The 14,159-nt window shown below is 35.0% G+C and carries 22 protein-coding genes; all 22 read left to right on the plus strand.

The window, feature by feature from the left end; all coding sequences use genetic code 11:
• On the plus strand, window positions 1-290 hold a 290-nt coding region (locus Q0800_RS10450), incomplete at its 5' end, for a hypothetical protein (RefSeq protein ID WP_299129355.1).
• Between the two features lie 175 nt (window positions 291-465).
• Window positions 466-864: a DUF2203 family protein gene (locus Q0800_RS10455; RefSeq protein ID WP_299129356.1), complete on the plus strand. Its 399-nt coding sequence runs from the start codon at window positions 466-468 to the stop codon at window positions 862-864.
• Window positions 865-915: 51 nt separating this feature from the next.
• Window positions 916-1,245 (plus strand): hypothetical protein, encoded by a 330-nt coding sequence (locus Q0800_RS10460; RefSeq protein WP_299129357.1) that lies wholly within the window; start codon window positions 916-918, stop codon window positions 1,243-1,245.
• Window positions 1,246-1,346: 101 nt separating this feature from the next.
• A complete protein-coding gene (locus tag Q0800_RS10465) occupies window positions 1,347-1,703 on the plus strand; it encodes a hypothetical protein (protein WP_299129358.1) in 357 nt (118 codons plus the stop codon).
• Between the two features lie 226 nt (window positions 1,704-1,929).
• A complete protein-coding gene (locus tag Q0800_RS10470; protein ID WP_299129359.1) occupies window positions 1,930-2,289 on the plus strand; it encodes a hypothetical protein in 360 nt (119 codons plus the stop codon).
• Between the two features lie 924 nt (window positions 2,290-3,213).
• Entirely contained in the window at window positions 3,214-3,492 is a 279-nt protein-coding gene (locus tag Q0800_RS10475; RefSeq protein WP_299129360.1) for a hypothetical protein, read from the plus strand.
• Window positions 3,493-3,710: 218 nt separating this feature from the next.
• Window positions 3,711-4,250 carry a terminase small subunit gene (locus tag Q0800_RS10480; protein ID WP_299129361.1) on the plus strand — a complete coding sequence of 180 codons (540 nt, stop codon included), beginning with the start codon at window positions 3,711-3,713 and terminating at the stop codon, window positions 4,248-4,250.
• Window positions 4,247-5,551, plus strand: coding sequence for a hypothetical protein (locus tag Q0800_RS10485; RefSeq protein WP_299129362.1), 1,305 nt, complete (start codon window positions 4,247-4,249; stop codon window positions 5,549-5,551). Before Q0800_RS10480 ends, Q0800_RS10485 begins: the two co-directional genes overlap by 4 nt.
• Before the next feature lie 2 nt (window positions 5,552-5,553).
• Complete coding sequence (locus Q0800_RS10490; RefSeq protein WP_299129363.1) at window positions 5,554-5,760, plus strand: hypothetical protein; 207 nt, start codon at window positions 5,554-5,556, stop codon at window positions 5,758-5,760.
• Window positions 5,757-5,945 (plus strand): hypothetical protein, encoded by a 189-nt coding sequence (locus tag Q0800_RS10495; RefSeq protein WP_299129364.1) that lies wholly within the window; start codon window positions 5,757-5,759, stop codon window positions 5,943-5,945. The genes Q0800_RS10490 and Q0800_RS10495 overlap by 4 nt, the downstream gene beginning before the upstream one ends.
• A gap of 14 nt (window positions 5,946-5,959) precedes the next feature.
• A complete protein-coding gene (locus Q0800_RS10500; RefSeq protein WP_299129365.1) occupies window positions 5,960-6,262 on the plus strand; it encodes a hypothetical protein in 303 nt (100 codons plus the stop codon).
• Window positions 6,259-6,423, plus strand: a complete 165-nt coding sequence (locus Q0800_RS10505) for a hypothetical protein (protein ID WP_299129366.1) — start codon at window positions 6,259-6,261, stop codon at window positions 6,421-6,423. The genes Q0800_RS10500 and Q0800_RS10505 overlap by 4 nt, the downstream gene beginning before the upstream one ends.
• 203 nt (window positions 6,424-6,626) lie before the next feature.
• Window positions 6,627-7,061: a hypothetical protein gene (locus Q0800_RS10510; protein ID WP_299129367.1), complete on the plus strand. Its 435-nt coding sequence runs from the start codon at window positions 6,627-6,629 to the stop codon at window positions 7,059-7,061.
• A complete protein-coding gene (locus tag Q0800_RS10515) occupies window positions 7,058-7,282 on the plus strand; it encodes a hypothetical protein (RefSeq protein WP_299129368.1) in 225 nt (74 codons plus the stop codon). Before Q0800_RS10510 ends, Q0800_RS10515 begins: the two co-directional genes overlap by 4 nt.
• Before the next feature lie 159 nt (window positions 7,283-7,441).
• Window positions 7,442-8,827, plus strand: a complete 1,386-nt coding sequence (locus Q0800_RS10520; protein WP_299129369.1) for a phage portal protein — start codon at window positions 7,442-7,444, stop codon at window positions 8,825-8,827.
• A 250-nt stretch (window positions 8,828-9,077) separates the two neighbouring features.
• Window positions 9,078-9,884, plus strand: a complete 807-nt coding sequence (locus Q0800_RS10525; RefSeq protein WP_299129370.1) for a hypothetical protein — start codon at window positions 9,078-9,080, stop codon at window positions 9,882-9,884.
• A gap of 2 nt (window positions 9,885-9,886) precedes the next feature.
• On the plus strand, window positions 9,887-11,608 hold the full coding sequence (locus Q0800_RS10530) for a phage major capsid protein (protein ID WP_299129371.1): 1,722 nt from the start codon (window positions 9,887-9,889) through the stop codon (window positions 11,606-11,608).
• Window positions 11,608-11,949, plus strand: a complete 342-nt coding sequence (locus Q0800_RS10535; RefSeq protein ID WP_299129372.1) for a hypothetical protein — start codon at window positions 11,608-11,610, stop codon at window positions 11,947-11,949. Before Q0800_RS10530 ends, Q0800_RS10535 begins: the two co-directional genes overlap by 1 nt.
• A 3-nt stretch (window positions 11,950-11,952) precedes the next feature.
• On the plus strand, window positions 11,953-12,591 hold the full coding sequence (locus tag Q0800_RS10540) for a hypothetical protein (RefSeq protein ID WP_299129373.1): 639 nt from the start codon (window positions 11,953-11,955) through the stop codon (window positions 12,589-12,591).
• Window positions 12,588-13,091, plus strand: a complete 504-nt coding sequence (locus Q0800_RS10545) for a hypothetical protein (RefSeq protein WP_299129374.1) — start codon at window positions 12,588-12,590, stop codon at window positions 13,089-13,091. Before Q0800_RS10540 ends, Q0800_RS10545 begins: the two co-directional genes overlap by 4 nt.
• Before the next feature lie 12 nt (window positions 13,092-13,103).
• Window positions 13,104-13,985 (plus strand): hypothetical protein, encoded by an 882-nt coding sequence (locus tag Q0800_RS10550; RefSeq protein WP_299129375.1) that lies wholly within the window; start codon window positions 13,104-13,106, stop codon window positions 13,983-13,985.
• Between the two features lie 18 nt (window positions 13,986-14,003).
• Window positions 14,004-14,156 carry a hypothetical protein gene (locus tag Q0800_RS10555; protein WP_299129376.1) on the plus strand — a complete coding sequence of 51 codons (153 nt, stop codon included), beginning with the start codon at window positions 14,004-14,006 and terminating at the stop codon, window positions 14,154-14,156.
• Window positions 14,157-14,159 lie beyond the last annotated feature (3 nt).

Genomic DNA, 14,159 nt, shown 5'->3' on the forward strand with positions numbered 1-14,159 from the left:
GGCTTCTGTTAGAAATTACAGAAATAAAATTTCTCAAAAAGGTTTTTAATATGCCCTATTTCATCATAGACAGAGAATCGAAAGAATTTAACTTCTTCGGTTCTTTGCCTGTTATGATTGAAAGTTATGATTTAGACAAATCAACTTTAGAATATCATTTCAGCCGAAAAAAAGAAACGAAATTTGAAGATGAACACTACGAAATTTTTAAGGGTAATTTAAAAAGGGGTGGAAAAAAAATAAAAGAAAAAGATGATACGCCCGAACCATCAAATGGAGCACCTACTTAGGCTATAATTTATATGCGGTGTTGTGGTGGTGAAGCGGACGTTTTGCAAACTAAACTTCAAATCTTGCAATACATTAATTGCAAAATGCACCACAACGTTTAGTATAACACATCGTTTTAATGTGTGTTATACATTGTTAACTACTGGGCGTGAATTAATCAAAAAACTTTATTAAATGAACAAAATAAACAAAATCAAAAAAGACTTACAGATAAAAACGAGCGAGGACTTGTTTGATATAAGCGACCAACCAAAAGAGCAATGCCCTTTAATAAACGAAGTTATAAGCCAATTAGTTGATAAGAGTAAAGAAGTAAAAGATGTTTGGCAAAATTTACGAGATGTAGAAGAAGCAGAAAGCTATTTAAGTACACTTGACTGGGCGGAATATAATATAAGAAACTTAGAAAGAAATATGGAAGAAATACGAACCAATGTAGAAAAGCTAAGAGCTTGGGGTGAAGAATGGAAAGATTTTGCTAAACAGCTTGTGATAGATAGACAAGACTTTTTTGATTTTGTGGCAAGCAAACACCAAATTAAATTAGAAGAACTAAGTGAGCCTTGTAGTTAACGTTATACATATATGAATAGTTGCGATAATAATAATTTAAAACAACAAAGAATGACAGAACAACACTTAAAAAATTTAGGGTTAAAAGACTACATTATGAACCCAAACGACCACGCTGAAGACCAATACTCTTTAAGTGATTTATTAACTGACTTTGCAAGAGAATACCATACCAAGCAATTATTTATATATGGTGTTGTAGGTAGTAAAAAAGACGTGCCTAAAACACTAAATATTTTGCTTGAAATGCTTGAAGCGTATAATTACCACGATAAGTCTTTAAAAGAAGTAAAACCATTAGGAAGAGAATACTTTGAAATATTGGGTAGAAGAGAAGGATTTTTGAATGCGATAGAAATCTTTACAGGATTAGAATTTTAGCTTTTTTATTACCTACAACGGTTAGCATAACACCTGTACGGCAAGTAAGCCCGAAACATTGAACAATCACAGAACTAAAAATAATTAAACATTTTAAAGCGATGGAAAAAACTAAAAAGAAAGATACTGGTTGGCGCAATTATTACCAAATAGCAAATAGTAACGGAACTAGGTGCGGTAATATGAAATGCCACAAATGCAAAAAGACTATTCAAGGAAATTACCTTATTAGAGATAAACAAAACTTTATGCACCGTGGAAATGAAACTGACGAAAGGTATTTGTACCACAGGAACTGTAGTAACAACAAAAGTATTTGGGAAAAATTTGACAGGGAAGAGGCTGAAAGAAAAGACAAACTTAAATTAAGGCAGAAACAAAAGAAAGAGGTTATGGCTTTGATTAATAAGTATGGATTTGAAGCTGATGACTTGTTTGATATTTATTACCATTATTAAAAATAGCGTTGGCAAAAAATGTTTAATTATTTCGGATATGTACTACACTTTGATTAAGCAGCGACCTAAGTATAGGTGTTATGCATTGTTAGTATCTGGTGCGCTCATATTCATTTGAGTGAGCCTACCCATAAAGCGCACTTGATACTAACGGTTAGCATATGATTTGACACGACTTTAAAAAGAACTAAACTTAAATATAAACGAAATGGAAGCAAAAAAATTAATGGTAGGTAATTACGTAAAAGACCCTTATGACAATACAATTAGACTTGTGTCGGTAGAAAAAGATGCAAGTATGCTAAGACCACTACCAATTACCGAAGAATGGTTAAATGATTTTGGATTTGAAAAGACCCAAAGAAGGGATGCTCATGTAATTAATGTTGGCGAATATTATTTATACGTTGCCGTTAATGCATTCTCTGGCACGTTGGAAAAAGACCCTTCTTGGCATTGTAGTGTTGATACTGGATATGGAAGCCAACCAATGTCGATTATGAAAATGTATGTTCACGAATTGCAGAATTTATTTTTTGCGCTTACCGGTACTGAACTTAAAATTAAGAAAGAAGTAAGTGTTTAATTATATGCATTGTTATCTTATGTTGCGCCTAAGCGGTGGGCTAATGCACTTGGCGGATGTACAACGTCATTTACGGCAGGACGAGGTGATTTCGATTATCACGGGCGCAATTGAAGATAACGATTATCGTATATGAAACGTTAAAATTTAAAAAAAATATATAAAAATGAATAATAAAAAAAGTTTACTATTTGGGTTAATTGAAATGAATGCAACTATGTTTAATGTTTTATATACGTTGTTATGTTTAGTTGTTTTAGCAAGTACAGGAATACTTCTATTAATAGCCTTAATGCTTATAAATGATACTGTTTTTTGTAATGAATATACAGGAAGGTTTGTTGTTTTATGGCTTAGTATGTGGTGTTTTTTGATATGGAAAGTTTTCGACTAAGTAAAACAATTGAATATAACACAAAACTATGATTTGTTGCTTTTTCTGCAATAAATTATAGTGACTGTTATCGACAGTTGCAAAGCTATTGTCGAAATGAAATTTTAATTGTAAAAAATAACTGTAGAATCTTAACACGTTTTCAGTTCATGTTAGGAAAATGCAGAAACATTAACATATATAAAAATATTAGTCAATTAAACTATTTCAACCATTAAAAATATTCAGTAAATTACTATATTTACAACTCAAATAGTTTCAAGTCCAAGCATCTTCTGCAGGGTAAAATAATTTCAAAAATACTTTCCTTCAATATTTGCATATCTGCAAACAATAAGGCATAAATGCAAACGTAGCTCACTTGGTTAGAGCTGTACAAAAAAACTTAAGCGAGGTTTTAAAGTTTTACTTTTAGTACGTGTATAGGTTCGGTTCCTATCGTTTGTCCAATATATTGATGATAGATTGAATTTTAGAAAAAACCCCTCGGTTTCATTGGAATTAAAAAAGCCGAGGGGAATCATAGCACAATGACACAAAACCCAAAACGATTTCAAACACCAGTAACCTTTGGTAATCATGGTTGCATACCATTAGCAATAATAAAAAGTGGATTGACTTTAGAACAGATACTAAAGGACATCAAAAGACAAAAAGAAATCGAAAATAAGATCATGCACCTGTATAATAAAAACAGGACACCAGGTGAAATATCGAGACTTCTAAAATTAAAATTGAGCAAGGTAAAGCATATTATAAGGTTTGACAGTTTAGGACTGACGTATAGAAAGGTTGGAAAGAAAAAATAAAATGATTTGGAAAACCCTTACATAAATACAAAAGTAGTTCACAGTCAAATTAAATCTTCATATAATATTGTAAGTACAACTTTAGGTAGTAAGTATAAAATAGCAAGAGTTCCTTATATAATCATAGAAGGAAGTAAAATGCAAACAGAAATTCAAAAAAATGAAGCATTAAGACATGCTAAATTCATTAGCTACTGCTTTAATAATGTAAATAGAAAATGACAGATTCTACCTTTAAAAAATATTGCCTAGTTATAGATGAATGGTTTATCAATGGATGGAATGGTGTTCAAGCATATCTTAAATTCTACCCTAAAAGTAAATACGAAAGTGCAGATTCTTCATTTAGACAAATCCTCGAAAATAGTCGAATTACCGAATATGTTAAAGAAAAAAAGAATAGTGCACTAATTACCCTTAAAACGTCTCACGAAGCACTTTTAAAAGAGCTTGAAAACTGGGCATATTCGGATATTACGGAAACAATATGTTTAAAGCCGGATGAAGTCAAAGAATTACCTGGTTACATAAAACGTCTAATCACAAAATACAAACACACAAAGCGCGAAATAAAGAATAATGAAGGTAAAACCATTGAGACGATTGAAATTATTGAATTGCAATTCGTTTCAAAAGAACGCGCTATGGAAATGATACACAAGCATACAGGATTCTACGAAAAAGACAACCGCCAAAAGACTTTACCTCCACGTCAAGTCGTAGATATGAGCGATTATAAAAACAAAGTCAAAGAGTGAGCCTAGCCTATACTACGACATACTGGAAGATAAAGGAACTCGAAGCAAATCCAGACATTAATATCTATTTGCTTCAGGGCGGTCAATCCGCGGGAAAAAATGTGGCTATGGCCGTGCGGTTATTGGAACGTGCAGAGGATGAAAAGATATTCCGTGACACCATCACCATAATGACCGACACCTATGAGAATCTAAAGGATGGTGCTATTGCCGACTTTGAATTTGTGTTTGGGCTTTGGGGAATAGAATTTTATGATTATTACAACAAGCAAGAAAAGACCTGTTACTATTGCGATACGAAAATACAGTTCCGTTATCTCGATGATAATAAGCCCAACAAAGGTAAAGGTCCAAGACGTGGGGTTCTATACATCAACGAGGGCAACCGTGTAGGTTGGGAAGCTGTAAAACACTATATCGCAAGGTCGAAAGAAGTATATGTAGACTTTAATCCAGATTATGAATTCTGGGCGCACACACAGCTTGAAGTCATGGACAACTGCGAAAAAATAATCATTACCTACAATGATAATGAGATGTGCCCAGATAACGAACGTAATTATATAGAAAGTCGAAAGGATAATGAAGAATGGTTTAAGGTATATGGACGTGGTGAAACTGGAACCTACTCAGAGCGCAGAATGTACCAATACAAAACCACTGATACTCAACCACCAAACGCTATAAGATTACCTAATGGTATGGACTTTGGTTCGTCGCCAGACCCTACTTGCGAAGTGGAAATATACTTGGACGGTGCAAACCTGTACTTAAAAGAAGTCTTTACAGAACACAACCTACTCACCGAGAAAATAAAAGGCGCTGAGCGTGACAGTATCGTGGATTATAAAGATAGATTGATACTGAAAAAAGTAAGAGAACAGTTCGATGCCAAGGATTTCACCAAAGACGAAGCCTATTATTTCGGTTACGATAAGGAAAAGTACAAAAACGTCAAGGAAACTGAAACGGATAAAAAGATTAAGATTGCTATCCAAAAACTTAAAAAGCATTTGACTATTGGTGATAGTTCTGGTGCAACGGAACTTAGGGATATGCTAAAACACGGCTATACTGTAAGAGGTGTAAAAAAACCTAAAGGCTCAAAGATGACAGGCGTAAACCGTATGCGAAGCTATAACATCTTTGTACTGCCAGATAGCCCAAATATTATTAAAGGCATGAACAGCTGGATGCGAAAAATAGATAAAAACGGAAACATCATCCCAGAACCCGACGGCCACGAACCCGACTGTCTTGCAGCAGCTCGGTATGTGATGTTGGCTAAAGCACTATGGTAATTATGTTCAGAATAGTAAAAAAACCAAGAGGATGGATAGTGGAAAGACAAGTCTTTAAATATAACTTTTTAGGGCTTCATTTCTGGAAGGTTTGGCGACCATTTGTAAAAACAAGTGGTATGGATTGTGCTTGGCATCATGCAGACCAAGACTACGCACTTATGAATTTATATCACGAGATTAATAAACAGTTAATAACTATAAAATGACCGAAGAAGAACAAATAGAATTAATCGCAAAAGAACTTCAACAATATTGCCACAAAACAACCGAAAGAATATTAAAGGAAAATCCTACTGCGGATATAAGAACGTGCCAAGCGGTTTGGAACTTTAAAAAGCATGCGGAATACGAAATTAGATTACAACGCATAGAATCGTTACTGGCTATTTAAAAGATTATTGTAGCATGAAAATCATAAAATTAACAGAAAAAACCGAAGATATCAACAGTTCCTTGGAAATTCTTAAGAATAGAAACCTATCATTTCAAGAACTAGATACCGACTTCAATATTATCAACAGCCTTAATAAAACCAAAGTAGTTAAAGTTGTTGAATCCTCTAAAACAGGTAAACTAAACAAAAAAATTAATAAACAAATAAGATTGCACCAAGAACAAGGTTTTGAACTTATGGATATCAAACAATCATCCCATGGTTATGGTAATTACGGAAGTGAAACATATCTCATAACACTTATATTTCAATGAGTACCACCACCGAAATACGCTGTCCAAACTGCCAAAAGAAAATTGCCGAAGCTACTGGTCCGACATCGGTAAAGTGCGTATGTCCAAGATGCAGAACGGATTTTGAGTTTAGCAACATCAAAAAAGATAAAATAGTAGTAGAATCTAATATTGAAAAATAAGTCTCACGCTCGAAAGAAACCGCAAAAATTACTACATTTATGAGAACGGTAATTATACTAAAAAAGGACAATACCTATGAGTGTTTTACCACGCTCACAAAATTATGTCGTAGCAACCCTAATATTTTTAATTACGGTTATCTGAAAAATAAAACTTTTCCTTTTGCGTACAAAGGCTATGAATTTTTAAAACTGAAAGTGATATGATACAACCCAACGAACTTAGAGTAGGAAACTACGTTAAAGGCATAGATGATGCATATATAGACCGTGATAATAAAATAAATGAAAACATATTTAGAGTCTCACTTATTGCTAAAGATGTCGTAAAGTTGGATATAGGTTTTGATGCAGTACAACGTTATGAACGTAATCCTATAATTTCACCAAGTTTAAAAGAGCTAAAACCCATTCCCCTAACCGAACAATGGCTAATCGATTTTGGATTTGAAAATAAATACTGTGATGATGAAGATAATCCTATTTATAAATTTAACAGTATTGAAATTGTAAAATTACTTTTTAAAGATAAGTTCAACTTATATGCTTCTTTTCCTTCTATAGAGATTAAACACATCCACCAACTGCAAAACCTCTATTTCGCTTTGACTGGTGAGGAACTAAAACTGAATCAATGAGCAATATAGGAAATTATAAAAGCACACTAACATGGCGAAATTTTCATAAAGCAAATGCAATTCGTAAAAAGTTGGAAGCTGAAATAAAAGAAGAAAAAATACTACTTAGTATTAATGCGGTTTCTAATGAAGATATCGATATAATAAAAGAAAAAATAGAAAAGCTTAATATGTCTAGTCAAGACATGTTAGACTTTTATTGTTCCTCAACACTAAGCTGAGGGTTTCCCTAACTAAATAACTAAAGTTTCAAATAATGGAAAAATCAATTCACTACAAAGCTATGAATAATTTTACTATTTAGAAATATTCTAAATAAACAAAAAATACTATATTTGCAATAGAGTGCCTAGAGTGCCATTTACAAACCAATTCCTTAAATGGCAAATAGGCTCAAAAAATGGTATGATAAACAGATGCTCAAGACAATTGACAAGGCATCTTTACCCATTAATAACCAGTCCTTATCCTTTTTACCACCTACCACGTTTATAAATAAAGGCACACCCGTTTGGCAGAACTTTTCAGAGCTTAGATATCTTCTTAATTGCTACTATGAAAATCCTGTAGTCAACGCCGTCATAAACATTAAAGCCGAAGCCTTTGCGAATATGCGCTTTAAGGTCAAGGATTTAAAGAGTGAAGAAATCATTCCTTTAGAGCAATACGATGCCGATGGTGGAAAGCTGAAAAAGTTATTAATCAAACCCAATCCATTGCAAACAGGGTCCGAATGGTTAAGACAGCTCAAAGTTAATTATGAAGTTTTTGGTAATGGTTATATATACGGAATGGTGCCTGTAGGCTGGGAAAGCAATTTTACTTACGAGGATATCCAAGTGCTTAACAACCTTCCACCCTATTGTGTAAGTCCAGTATTAACAGGTAATTGGTTAACAGCCACTACCAAATCGGACATCATACGTAAGTACGTGCTTAAAAACTTTAACAGTAAGCATAAGGATTTAGATCCTAATCTAGTGATGCACTTTAACAACGTCAATATCAAATTTGATAACGAGTTTACCCAAGGCAAGTCGGATTTATTGGCACTTACAAAACCCATCACCAACATCAAAAAGGCTTTTGAAGCTAGAAATGTGCTCATTGAACGTCGTGGTCCTCAAGGTGCATGGACATCTGATTTAAAGGATGATGCTATGGGAAGTATTCCCCTGACAAATAACCAAATCGAAGATGTTCAGAAAGCATTTTCTAAGTATGGTTTAATGGAAGATCAATACACTCAGATTATTAGTAATATGCCATTAAAGTTTCATAAAACGGGATTCAACACTAAAGAGCTACTGCTTTTTGAAGAAGTGGAGAGCGATGCTATCGCTATTGCCAATGCTAAAGGTGTACCAGAATTATTGGCTAAATATTACACCAAGGGCGGAACTTTCGAAAACCTAAACGCATCAGAAAAACGTCTGTACGATTCTACCATTATACCAGAAACGGACGACTTTATGCAAAATTTTAACCACTTCTTTAAGACCTCAGAATTAGGAATTGAACTATTAGCGACTTACGATCATCTCAACATCCTACAAGCCAACAAAAAAGAAGAAGCCCAAACTACAGAAAAGCATTCCCAGACCGCAGAACGTGCCTTTAGAAGTGGTGCTATTAACTACAACAGCTATCTCACGGCCATTGGTTTACCACATAACGAAACCATTGGCGAAATGCATATCTGGGATTTATCCGCAGAACAGCTCAACGCTATTAACATAAAAACCGAAATCGCTCAAAATGAATAGTACAGTACTAAAAGGTCATATAGGAAACATGAATATTTCAATCTGTCCAATCACAGGTTACAAATATAATTTTCAGCCTTTTTATAAAAGAAAGACCAGAAGAGACCGCAGAAAAACAAAATGATATGGAATCGAAACTTGAAAAATTAAAAGCACTAAGGCGCAAAGCTGAAAAGAACGGTGATGAACGGTTGAAAGATTCCTTAGATAACAAGATAAAAATATTGTCCAACGCTAAAACTGTGACAAAATGAACTACATCATCAAACAATATCCGGATAAGAAGTTTACGGACAAGATGGACCAGACCAGGTTTATCAAAAAACATCTTGAGGAACTCAAAGAAATCAAAAAGGCAGAATACAAAACCAATTCACAGCCTATCATTTCTGGTCTAAAAACTAAAATGTTCGAGCCTGAAATCGAGGATATCACATCCGATTTTATTGAAGTAAAAACGGTTATTAATTCCACCAACATCATAGATAGTCATTTAGACTTGCATATGCCCAAGATTTGGAACAAAACGGTAAGCGACAATCCATATAGTCATCATTTAAAACAGCACGAGAATAAGTTCGAGAGCGTCATCTCAAAAAAAGCTAAAAGTTACAACGAAGACTCAAACTTTAACCTATTAGGTCTAGATGTAGATTTTAAATGTGTGGCTAATATCAATCAATTCATATTAGAGCGTTCAAAGATACCTTTTATGTTCGACGCCTATAAAAATGGTGATGTAGACCAACATTCTGTAGGTATGCTCTATGTGGATTTAGATATCGCCTACTACGATGAAGACAGTCAAAAGCAAATGGACTTCTTCAACGAAATGAAAGAAAAATCAGTAAACCCAGACGTTGCAGAAGAGTATGGCTATTTCTGGGTCATTTACGAAGCCAAAAAAAGAGAGGGAAGCGCAGTTGTATTTGGCAGCAATAGCGTTACACCTACCCTTTGGGTAAAAAACTATGAGCCGCAAAACAGCACTCAAAAAGAAGCCGCAAAAGCACTTCACGCCAGAAAACAATTAATTATTAATCATTTAAACAATTAAAAATGAAACTAAATTCAAAATTAAAAACAGCACTTCCATTTTTATTAAGTGTGTTGTTTTTTGTTGCATTGACCCTTTTAACTTCATCACCTGAAGTTGGCGGTATGGGTGCTATTTCTATGGCAACATTAATACCTATTTGGGGCAATATTAAAGACGGAACCTTTAAGGAACTTTCCGTAGATGAAATCGCAAAGCTATCTGACGAAGACCAAGCGAAGTATTTTTCGGATAAGGCTGCTAACGACCAGCAAAAATTAGATACGCTTAAAACCGAACTAGTTGGTTTGATTGCTAAGTCTAAAGCCGATTTGATTTCTAAAGAGGATTTTAACACCGAACTAGAAAGTATCAAATCACAATTAAAAGCGATTGATGCTGAAAAGTTCAATAAGTTTAAAGAAACGCTTAAGAAATTAGAAGAAATTTCAAAAACTCAAGGTACTGAACTAGCGAAATTAAAAGATGGTGGAATACCTACATCATCTAAAAACGCTTTCAAATCAGAAATTAAAAAAGCTTTAGAAAGTGAAGAATACAAAGAGTTTGTAGATTCTAACGGAAAAAAGAAAGCTTCTTTTAGTTTAAAAGCAGTATCTATTACAGATGATTACACAGGTAATAGTCTAGTTCACATTACTTCAAGAGATAGCCGAGTAGTTGATCATCCTGAAGTAACACGATTGAACGTTAGAGACTTATTAACAGTAATTCCAACTGATTTACCATACTTAGCATTTACAGAAGTTTATGACTGGGATAGAAGCACTGGTACAATAGGTGAAAACGGTGAACTAGCAGAATCTAGTTTTAAAGTAAGAGAAGCACAAGTAGATGCTAAACGTATAGGTACGCATATACCACTATCTAAAAGAATGCTTCGATCTGCATCTTTTGTCTTAGGTCACATTATGCAGAAAATGCCAGCAATGGTGAGATATCAAGAGGATTTCCAATTATTATATGGTGATGGAAATGGTGATAATGTATTGGGTGTTGACAAAAAAGCACAAGATTTCGCAACATTAATAAATACATCTATAACAGGTACCGCTGGTTCAATTGCTTCAGTTGCAACTTACGATGGTGGTGCAAAAGCTTTAATCACTTTTGCAGCTAATCAAAACCTTAATAATGGTGATACTATTACTATTGCAAATGCTACGGCTGGTGCATATAACGCGTCACATACAGCAATTGTAAAAAGTCCAACAGAAATTTTAATAGAATTAGCTTATGTAGCCGAATCCGATACGTCTGAATGGACATTTACGGTTAACAGTCCGTTTAAAGATTCTATTGAAGCCGCTCAAGAAATCGATGTACTTAAAGTCGCTAAAACTTTAGTAACTGCACAAGAGTATATGGCCACAGGTATTGTGCTCAATCCTATAGATGCAACCAAAATCGAGACGCTTAAAGGTAACGACGAGCATTACATCGATGTACAGCGTTTAGAAAATGGTGTGTTGACTATTGGCGGATTGCCCGTTGTAGAAACAACAGCAATGCCAGCAGGTAAGTTTATCGTTGGTGATTGGGTATTGGCAGCAGCTTTAGCGCAATTTTCAGAATTGACCTTGGAATTTTCAGAAAGCACTCAAGAAAAACTCAAGAATATGGTTGAAGCCATAATTCAAGAGGAAGTCTTGTTCCCAATTTACAACCCTTATATGTTCGTTAAAGGAAACTTTACAACAGCTAAGGCAGCAATCGGTGTATAATGGGAAAGTTGATTTTTGAAGGTGATGATAAAACACTAAAAATCGTTTACAAGTCTAACAGACTTCGTGTTAAAAAATACGGTTTAACAGTGTGCATGGAAACTGAAGAAGGCGCCATGATAATACCTTCCGAAGAATCACCAGAAACAGAAGGAGAAGAATCTCAAGAAGAATCTCAAGAAGAATCTCAACCATATCCATACCAAGGTACTCCATATTTAGAAGTGATTGCTTTGGTTAATGCAGTGACAACTCTTGAAGAACTTGCGGTTTTTGAATCCGACACGAGAGTAACGGTACAAACTGCCGTAGAAACAAAAAGAGCCGAAATATCGGCATAACAAATGATTACAACTAGAGCATATTTCACGCTTAATTCTGAACTACCGTTTGTATCGGATGATGTTCCTAGCGCAAGTCTCGTTGGTAATATATCCGAAGCAGACAATGCCATAAAACGCTATGAGCCAGAAATCCTAACAAAAACTTTAGGATATCCACTTAAAAAAGCATTTATGGACCAGTTCGATTATAACTCGCAAACCAATTTGAATACCATAAAAGATGACGCAGACCAAAAATGGAAAGATTTGCTTAAGGGTAAAACTTACACCATGTACGGTAAAACGGTCATTTGGCGAGGTATCATATTTACTGACGAGGACGTTGATCGTAGCTTCATTACTAATTACGTGTATTGCAAATGGTTAGAAAAAGATACGAGCAAGCACCTTGGCGTAGGGTTGAGCAAACCAAAAGCCAAGGGCTCGACTCGTGTACGTCCAACCTATAAGTACACCGAAGCTTATAACGAATTTGTAAGTATGGTAGTCGGCAACTATTGCCATGGTAATAGCGATGTTATCGGTACAGGTGAAAGAAGTCTTTATGAGTTTTTAAACGATATGAACGAACTAGATGCTAGTACGTACCCAAATTGGTTGCCAAAAGCATTTAGTAAAGTCAATGTGTTTAGTCTATGATACAGTTAGAGGATAGATTTATTGAGGTGTTCGATACCATTCCAAACATTACATTTCAAGGTGTAAACCTTAAAAGTAAGTACGATTTTGGTACCGAAACCGATTGCATACGTTTTTTAACTGTGAACAGCAAGGGCAAAGATAAATACCCTTTGATTTGGTTAGAAACACCAATCAATCTAAAAGGTAAAGAGCCTTTGTTTAACACAGGTCTAAAATTCATTCTGGCATATCCAACGGAAGCTCAAATGGAAAACAGACAGCGTTTACAGACCTATTTTAAAGACGTTTTAGACCCGTTGTACGCTTATGTAATTACCGCTTTGCAACAATGTGGCTTTGTAAGGTTTATTAACCAGAAGCAAAACACGTTTGCCAGGCATTACAATTACACCAACGTTACCGAGGATAAAACCGAACTCGACCTATGGGATGCCATAGTATTTGGTAGAGCATGCGAAATCAACTCAAGTTGTGATATAAAAACAATTAATTATTAAAATCATAAAACAATGATAAACGATAGATGCGGAACTACTACAGGTTCCCAAAAAAAAACAGGTGCGGACAAGCAATGCTTAACCAAACCAACTGTAGGCTATGCCTTAGCAAAGTCGTCTCAAGCGTTTGCCGATGCAGCAGCATTTAGAAGTAAAACAGCCTGGGATACTGCCAAACAAGCAGAGGATGTCATCATCATGTATTTAATAGATACCTCTGAACTTGCTAATGTTGACCCATCGTATTACGAAGGTAGAATCTCCAAGATTGAAACTAAAGAAGGTCGTAAGGGATTACGAGTAAAACATCTTTTAGGGTATTGTTCCCATGGTGCTTTGTTAAGCTATAAAGAAAGTGAGTACAACTACATCTATGAATTTACTGAAGACGGTTTAGTTAAAGGTATAGAGCAAACAGATGGAACAATTAAAGGTCAGGAACTAAGTAATTTCTTAGTGGGAATTGCCCAAGAACCAGTTATTGAAGGTGATCCTCAGCATTGCTTTGTAGAGATGATCTATGCTGACCCTAACGAAATGTCTAATAACGGAGCTGAAGTTAAGCCAGACTTTAATGTATTAAAGTACAAGGGTGTTTATCCAGCAACCTTAACAGTAGTTGGTTCGCCATCTGCTACGGAATTGGTAGTAAGAGCGACTTACGGTTGTGATGGCAAACCTTTAACCGGATTAACACTTTCAGACTTTGTGCTTAAAAATGGTTCTGGTACAGCACAGACACCAGACAGTGTTAGTGCTGGTACAGGTGATGATGCCAACCTTTATACGTTCGTTGATACGGATTTAGCTACAGGTACTATTGAGACGATTATCGTATCACAAACCTTGGCAATGTTTGGTACGGAAGAAGCCGTTGCATTTACAGTAAGTTAAATTTAAAATCCAAAAACAATGAGCAAATTAAGAAGCTATAAAGGCAGAACATTTAGAGAAGGCTACAACCCAACAAAGGCAGAGTTTAAGAAAAGCCACGGAAAATTCTATTCCGAGGAAGAACTAGAAGAGGCCTTTAAAGTGTTGCAAGGTAAAGAGGACAAAAAGTAAAAT

The sequence above is a fragment of the uncultured Winogradskyella sp. genome, assembly GCF_937958655.1.
GTDB lineage: Bacteria > Bacteroidota > Bacteroidia > Flavobacteriales > Flavobacteriaceae > Winogradskyella.

What these genes read in the sequence shown, in the direction of transcription:
- Q0800_RS10470 (WP_299129359.1), top strand. Translation starts at nt 1,930, where the DNA reads ATGGTAGGTAATTACGTAAAAGACCCTTATGACAATACAATTAGACTT.
- Q0800_RS10535 (WP_299129372.1), top strand. Translation starts at nt 11,608, where the DNA reads ATGGGAAAGTTGATTTTTGAAGGTGATGATAAAACACTAAAAATCGTT.
- Q0800_RS10455 (WP_299129356.1), top strand. Translation starts at nt 466, where the DNA reads ATGAACAAAATAAACAAAATCAAAAAAGACTTACAGATAAAAACGAGC.
- Q0800_RS10460 (WP_299129357.1), top strand. Translation starts at nt 916, where the DNA reads ATGACAGAACAACACTTAAAAAATTTAGGGTTAAAAGACTACATTATG.
- Q0800_RS10475 (WP_299129360.1), top strand. Translation starts at nt 3,214, where the DNA reads ATGACACAAAACCCAAAACGATTTCAAACACCAGTAACCTTTGGTAAT.
- Q0800_RS10480 (WP_299129361.1), top strand. Translation starts at nt 3,711, where the DNA reads ATGACAGATTCTACCTTTAAAAAATATTGCCTAGTTATAGATGAATGG.
- Q0800_RS10505 (WP_299129366.1), top strand. Translation starts at nt 6,259, where the DNA reads ATGAGTACCACCACCGAAATACGCTGTCCAAACTGCCAAAAGAAAATT.
- Q0800_RS10525 (WP_299129370.1), top strand. Translation starts at nt 9,078, where the DNA reads ATGAACTACATCATCAAACAATATCCGGATAAGAAGTTTACGGACAAG.
- Q0800_RS10515 (WP_299129368.1), top strand. Translation starts at nt 7,058, where the DNA reads ATGAGCAATATAGGAAATTATAAAAGCACACTAACATGGCGAAATTTT.
- Q0800_RS10520 (WP_299129369.1), top strand. Translation starts at nt 7,442, where the DNA reads ATGGCAAATAGGCTCAAAAAATGGTATGATAAACAGATGCTCAAGACA.
- Q0800_RS10550 (WP_299129375.1), top strand. Translation starts at nt 13,104, where the DNA reads ATGATAAACGATAGATGCGGAACTACTACAGGTTCCCAAAAAAAAACA.
- Q0800_RS10465 (WP_299129358.1), top strand. Translation starts at nt 1,347, where the DNA reads ATGGAAAAAACTAAAAAGAAAGATACTGGTTGGCGCAATTATTACCAA.
- Q0800_RS10495 (WP_299129364.1), top strand. Translation starts at nt 5,757, where the DNA reads ATGACCGAAGAAGAACAAATAGAATTAATCGCAAAAGAACTTCAACAA.
- Q0800_RS10555 (WP_299129376.1), top strand. Translation starts at nt 14,004, where the DNA reads ATGAGCAAATTAAGAAGCTATAAAGGCAGAACATTTAGAGAAGGCTAC.
- Q0800_RS10540 (WP_299129373.1), top strand. Translation starts at nt 11,953, where the DNA reads ATGATTACAACTAGAGCATATTTCACGCTTAATTCTGAACTACCGTTT.
- Q0800_RS10545 (WP_299129374.1), top strand. Translation starts at nt 12,588, where the DNA reads ATGATACAGTTAGAGGATAGATTTATTGAGGTGTTCGATACCATTCCA.
- Q0800_RS10530 (WP_299129371.1), top strand. Translation starts at nt 9,887, where the DNA reads ATGAAACTAAATTCAAAATTAAAAACAGCACTTCCATTTTTATTAAGT.
- Q0800_RS10490 (WP_299129363.1), top strand. Translation starts at nt 5,554, where the DNA reads ATGTTCAGAATAGTAAAAAAACCAAGAGGATGGATAGTGGAAAGACAA.
- Q0800_RS10500 (WP_299129365.1), top strand. Translation starts at nt 5,960, where the DNA reads ATGAAAATCATAAAATTAACAGAAAAAACCGAAGATATCAACAGTTCC.
- Q0800_RS10510 (WP_299129367.1), top strand. Translation starts at nt 6,627, where the DNA reads ATGATACAACCCAACGAACTTAGAGTAGGAAACTACGTTAAAGGCATA.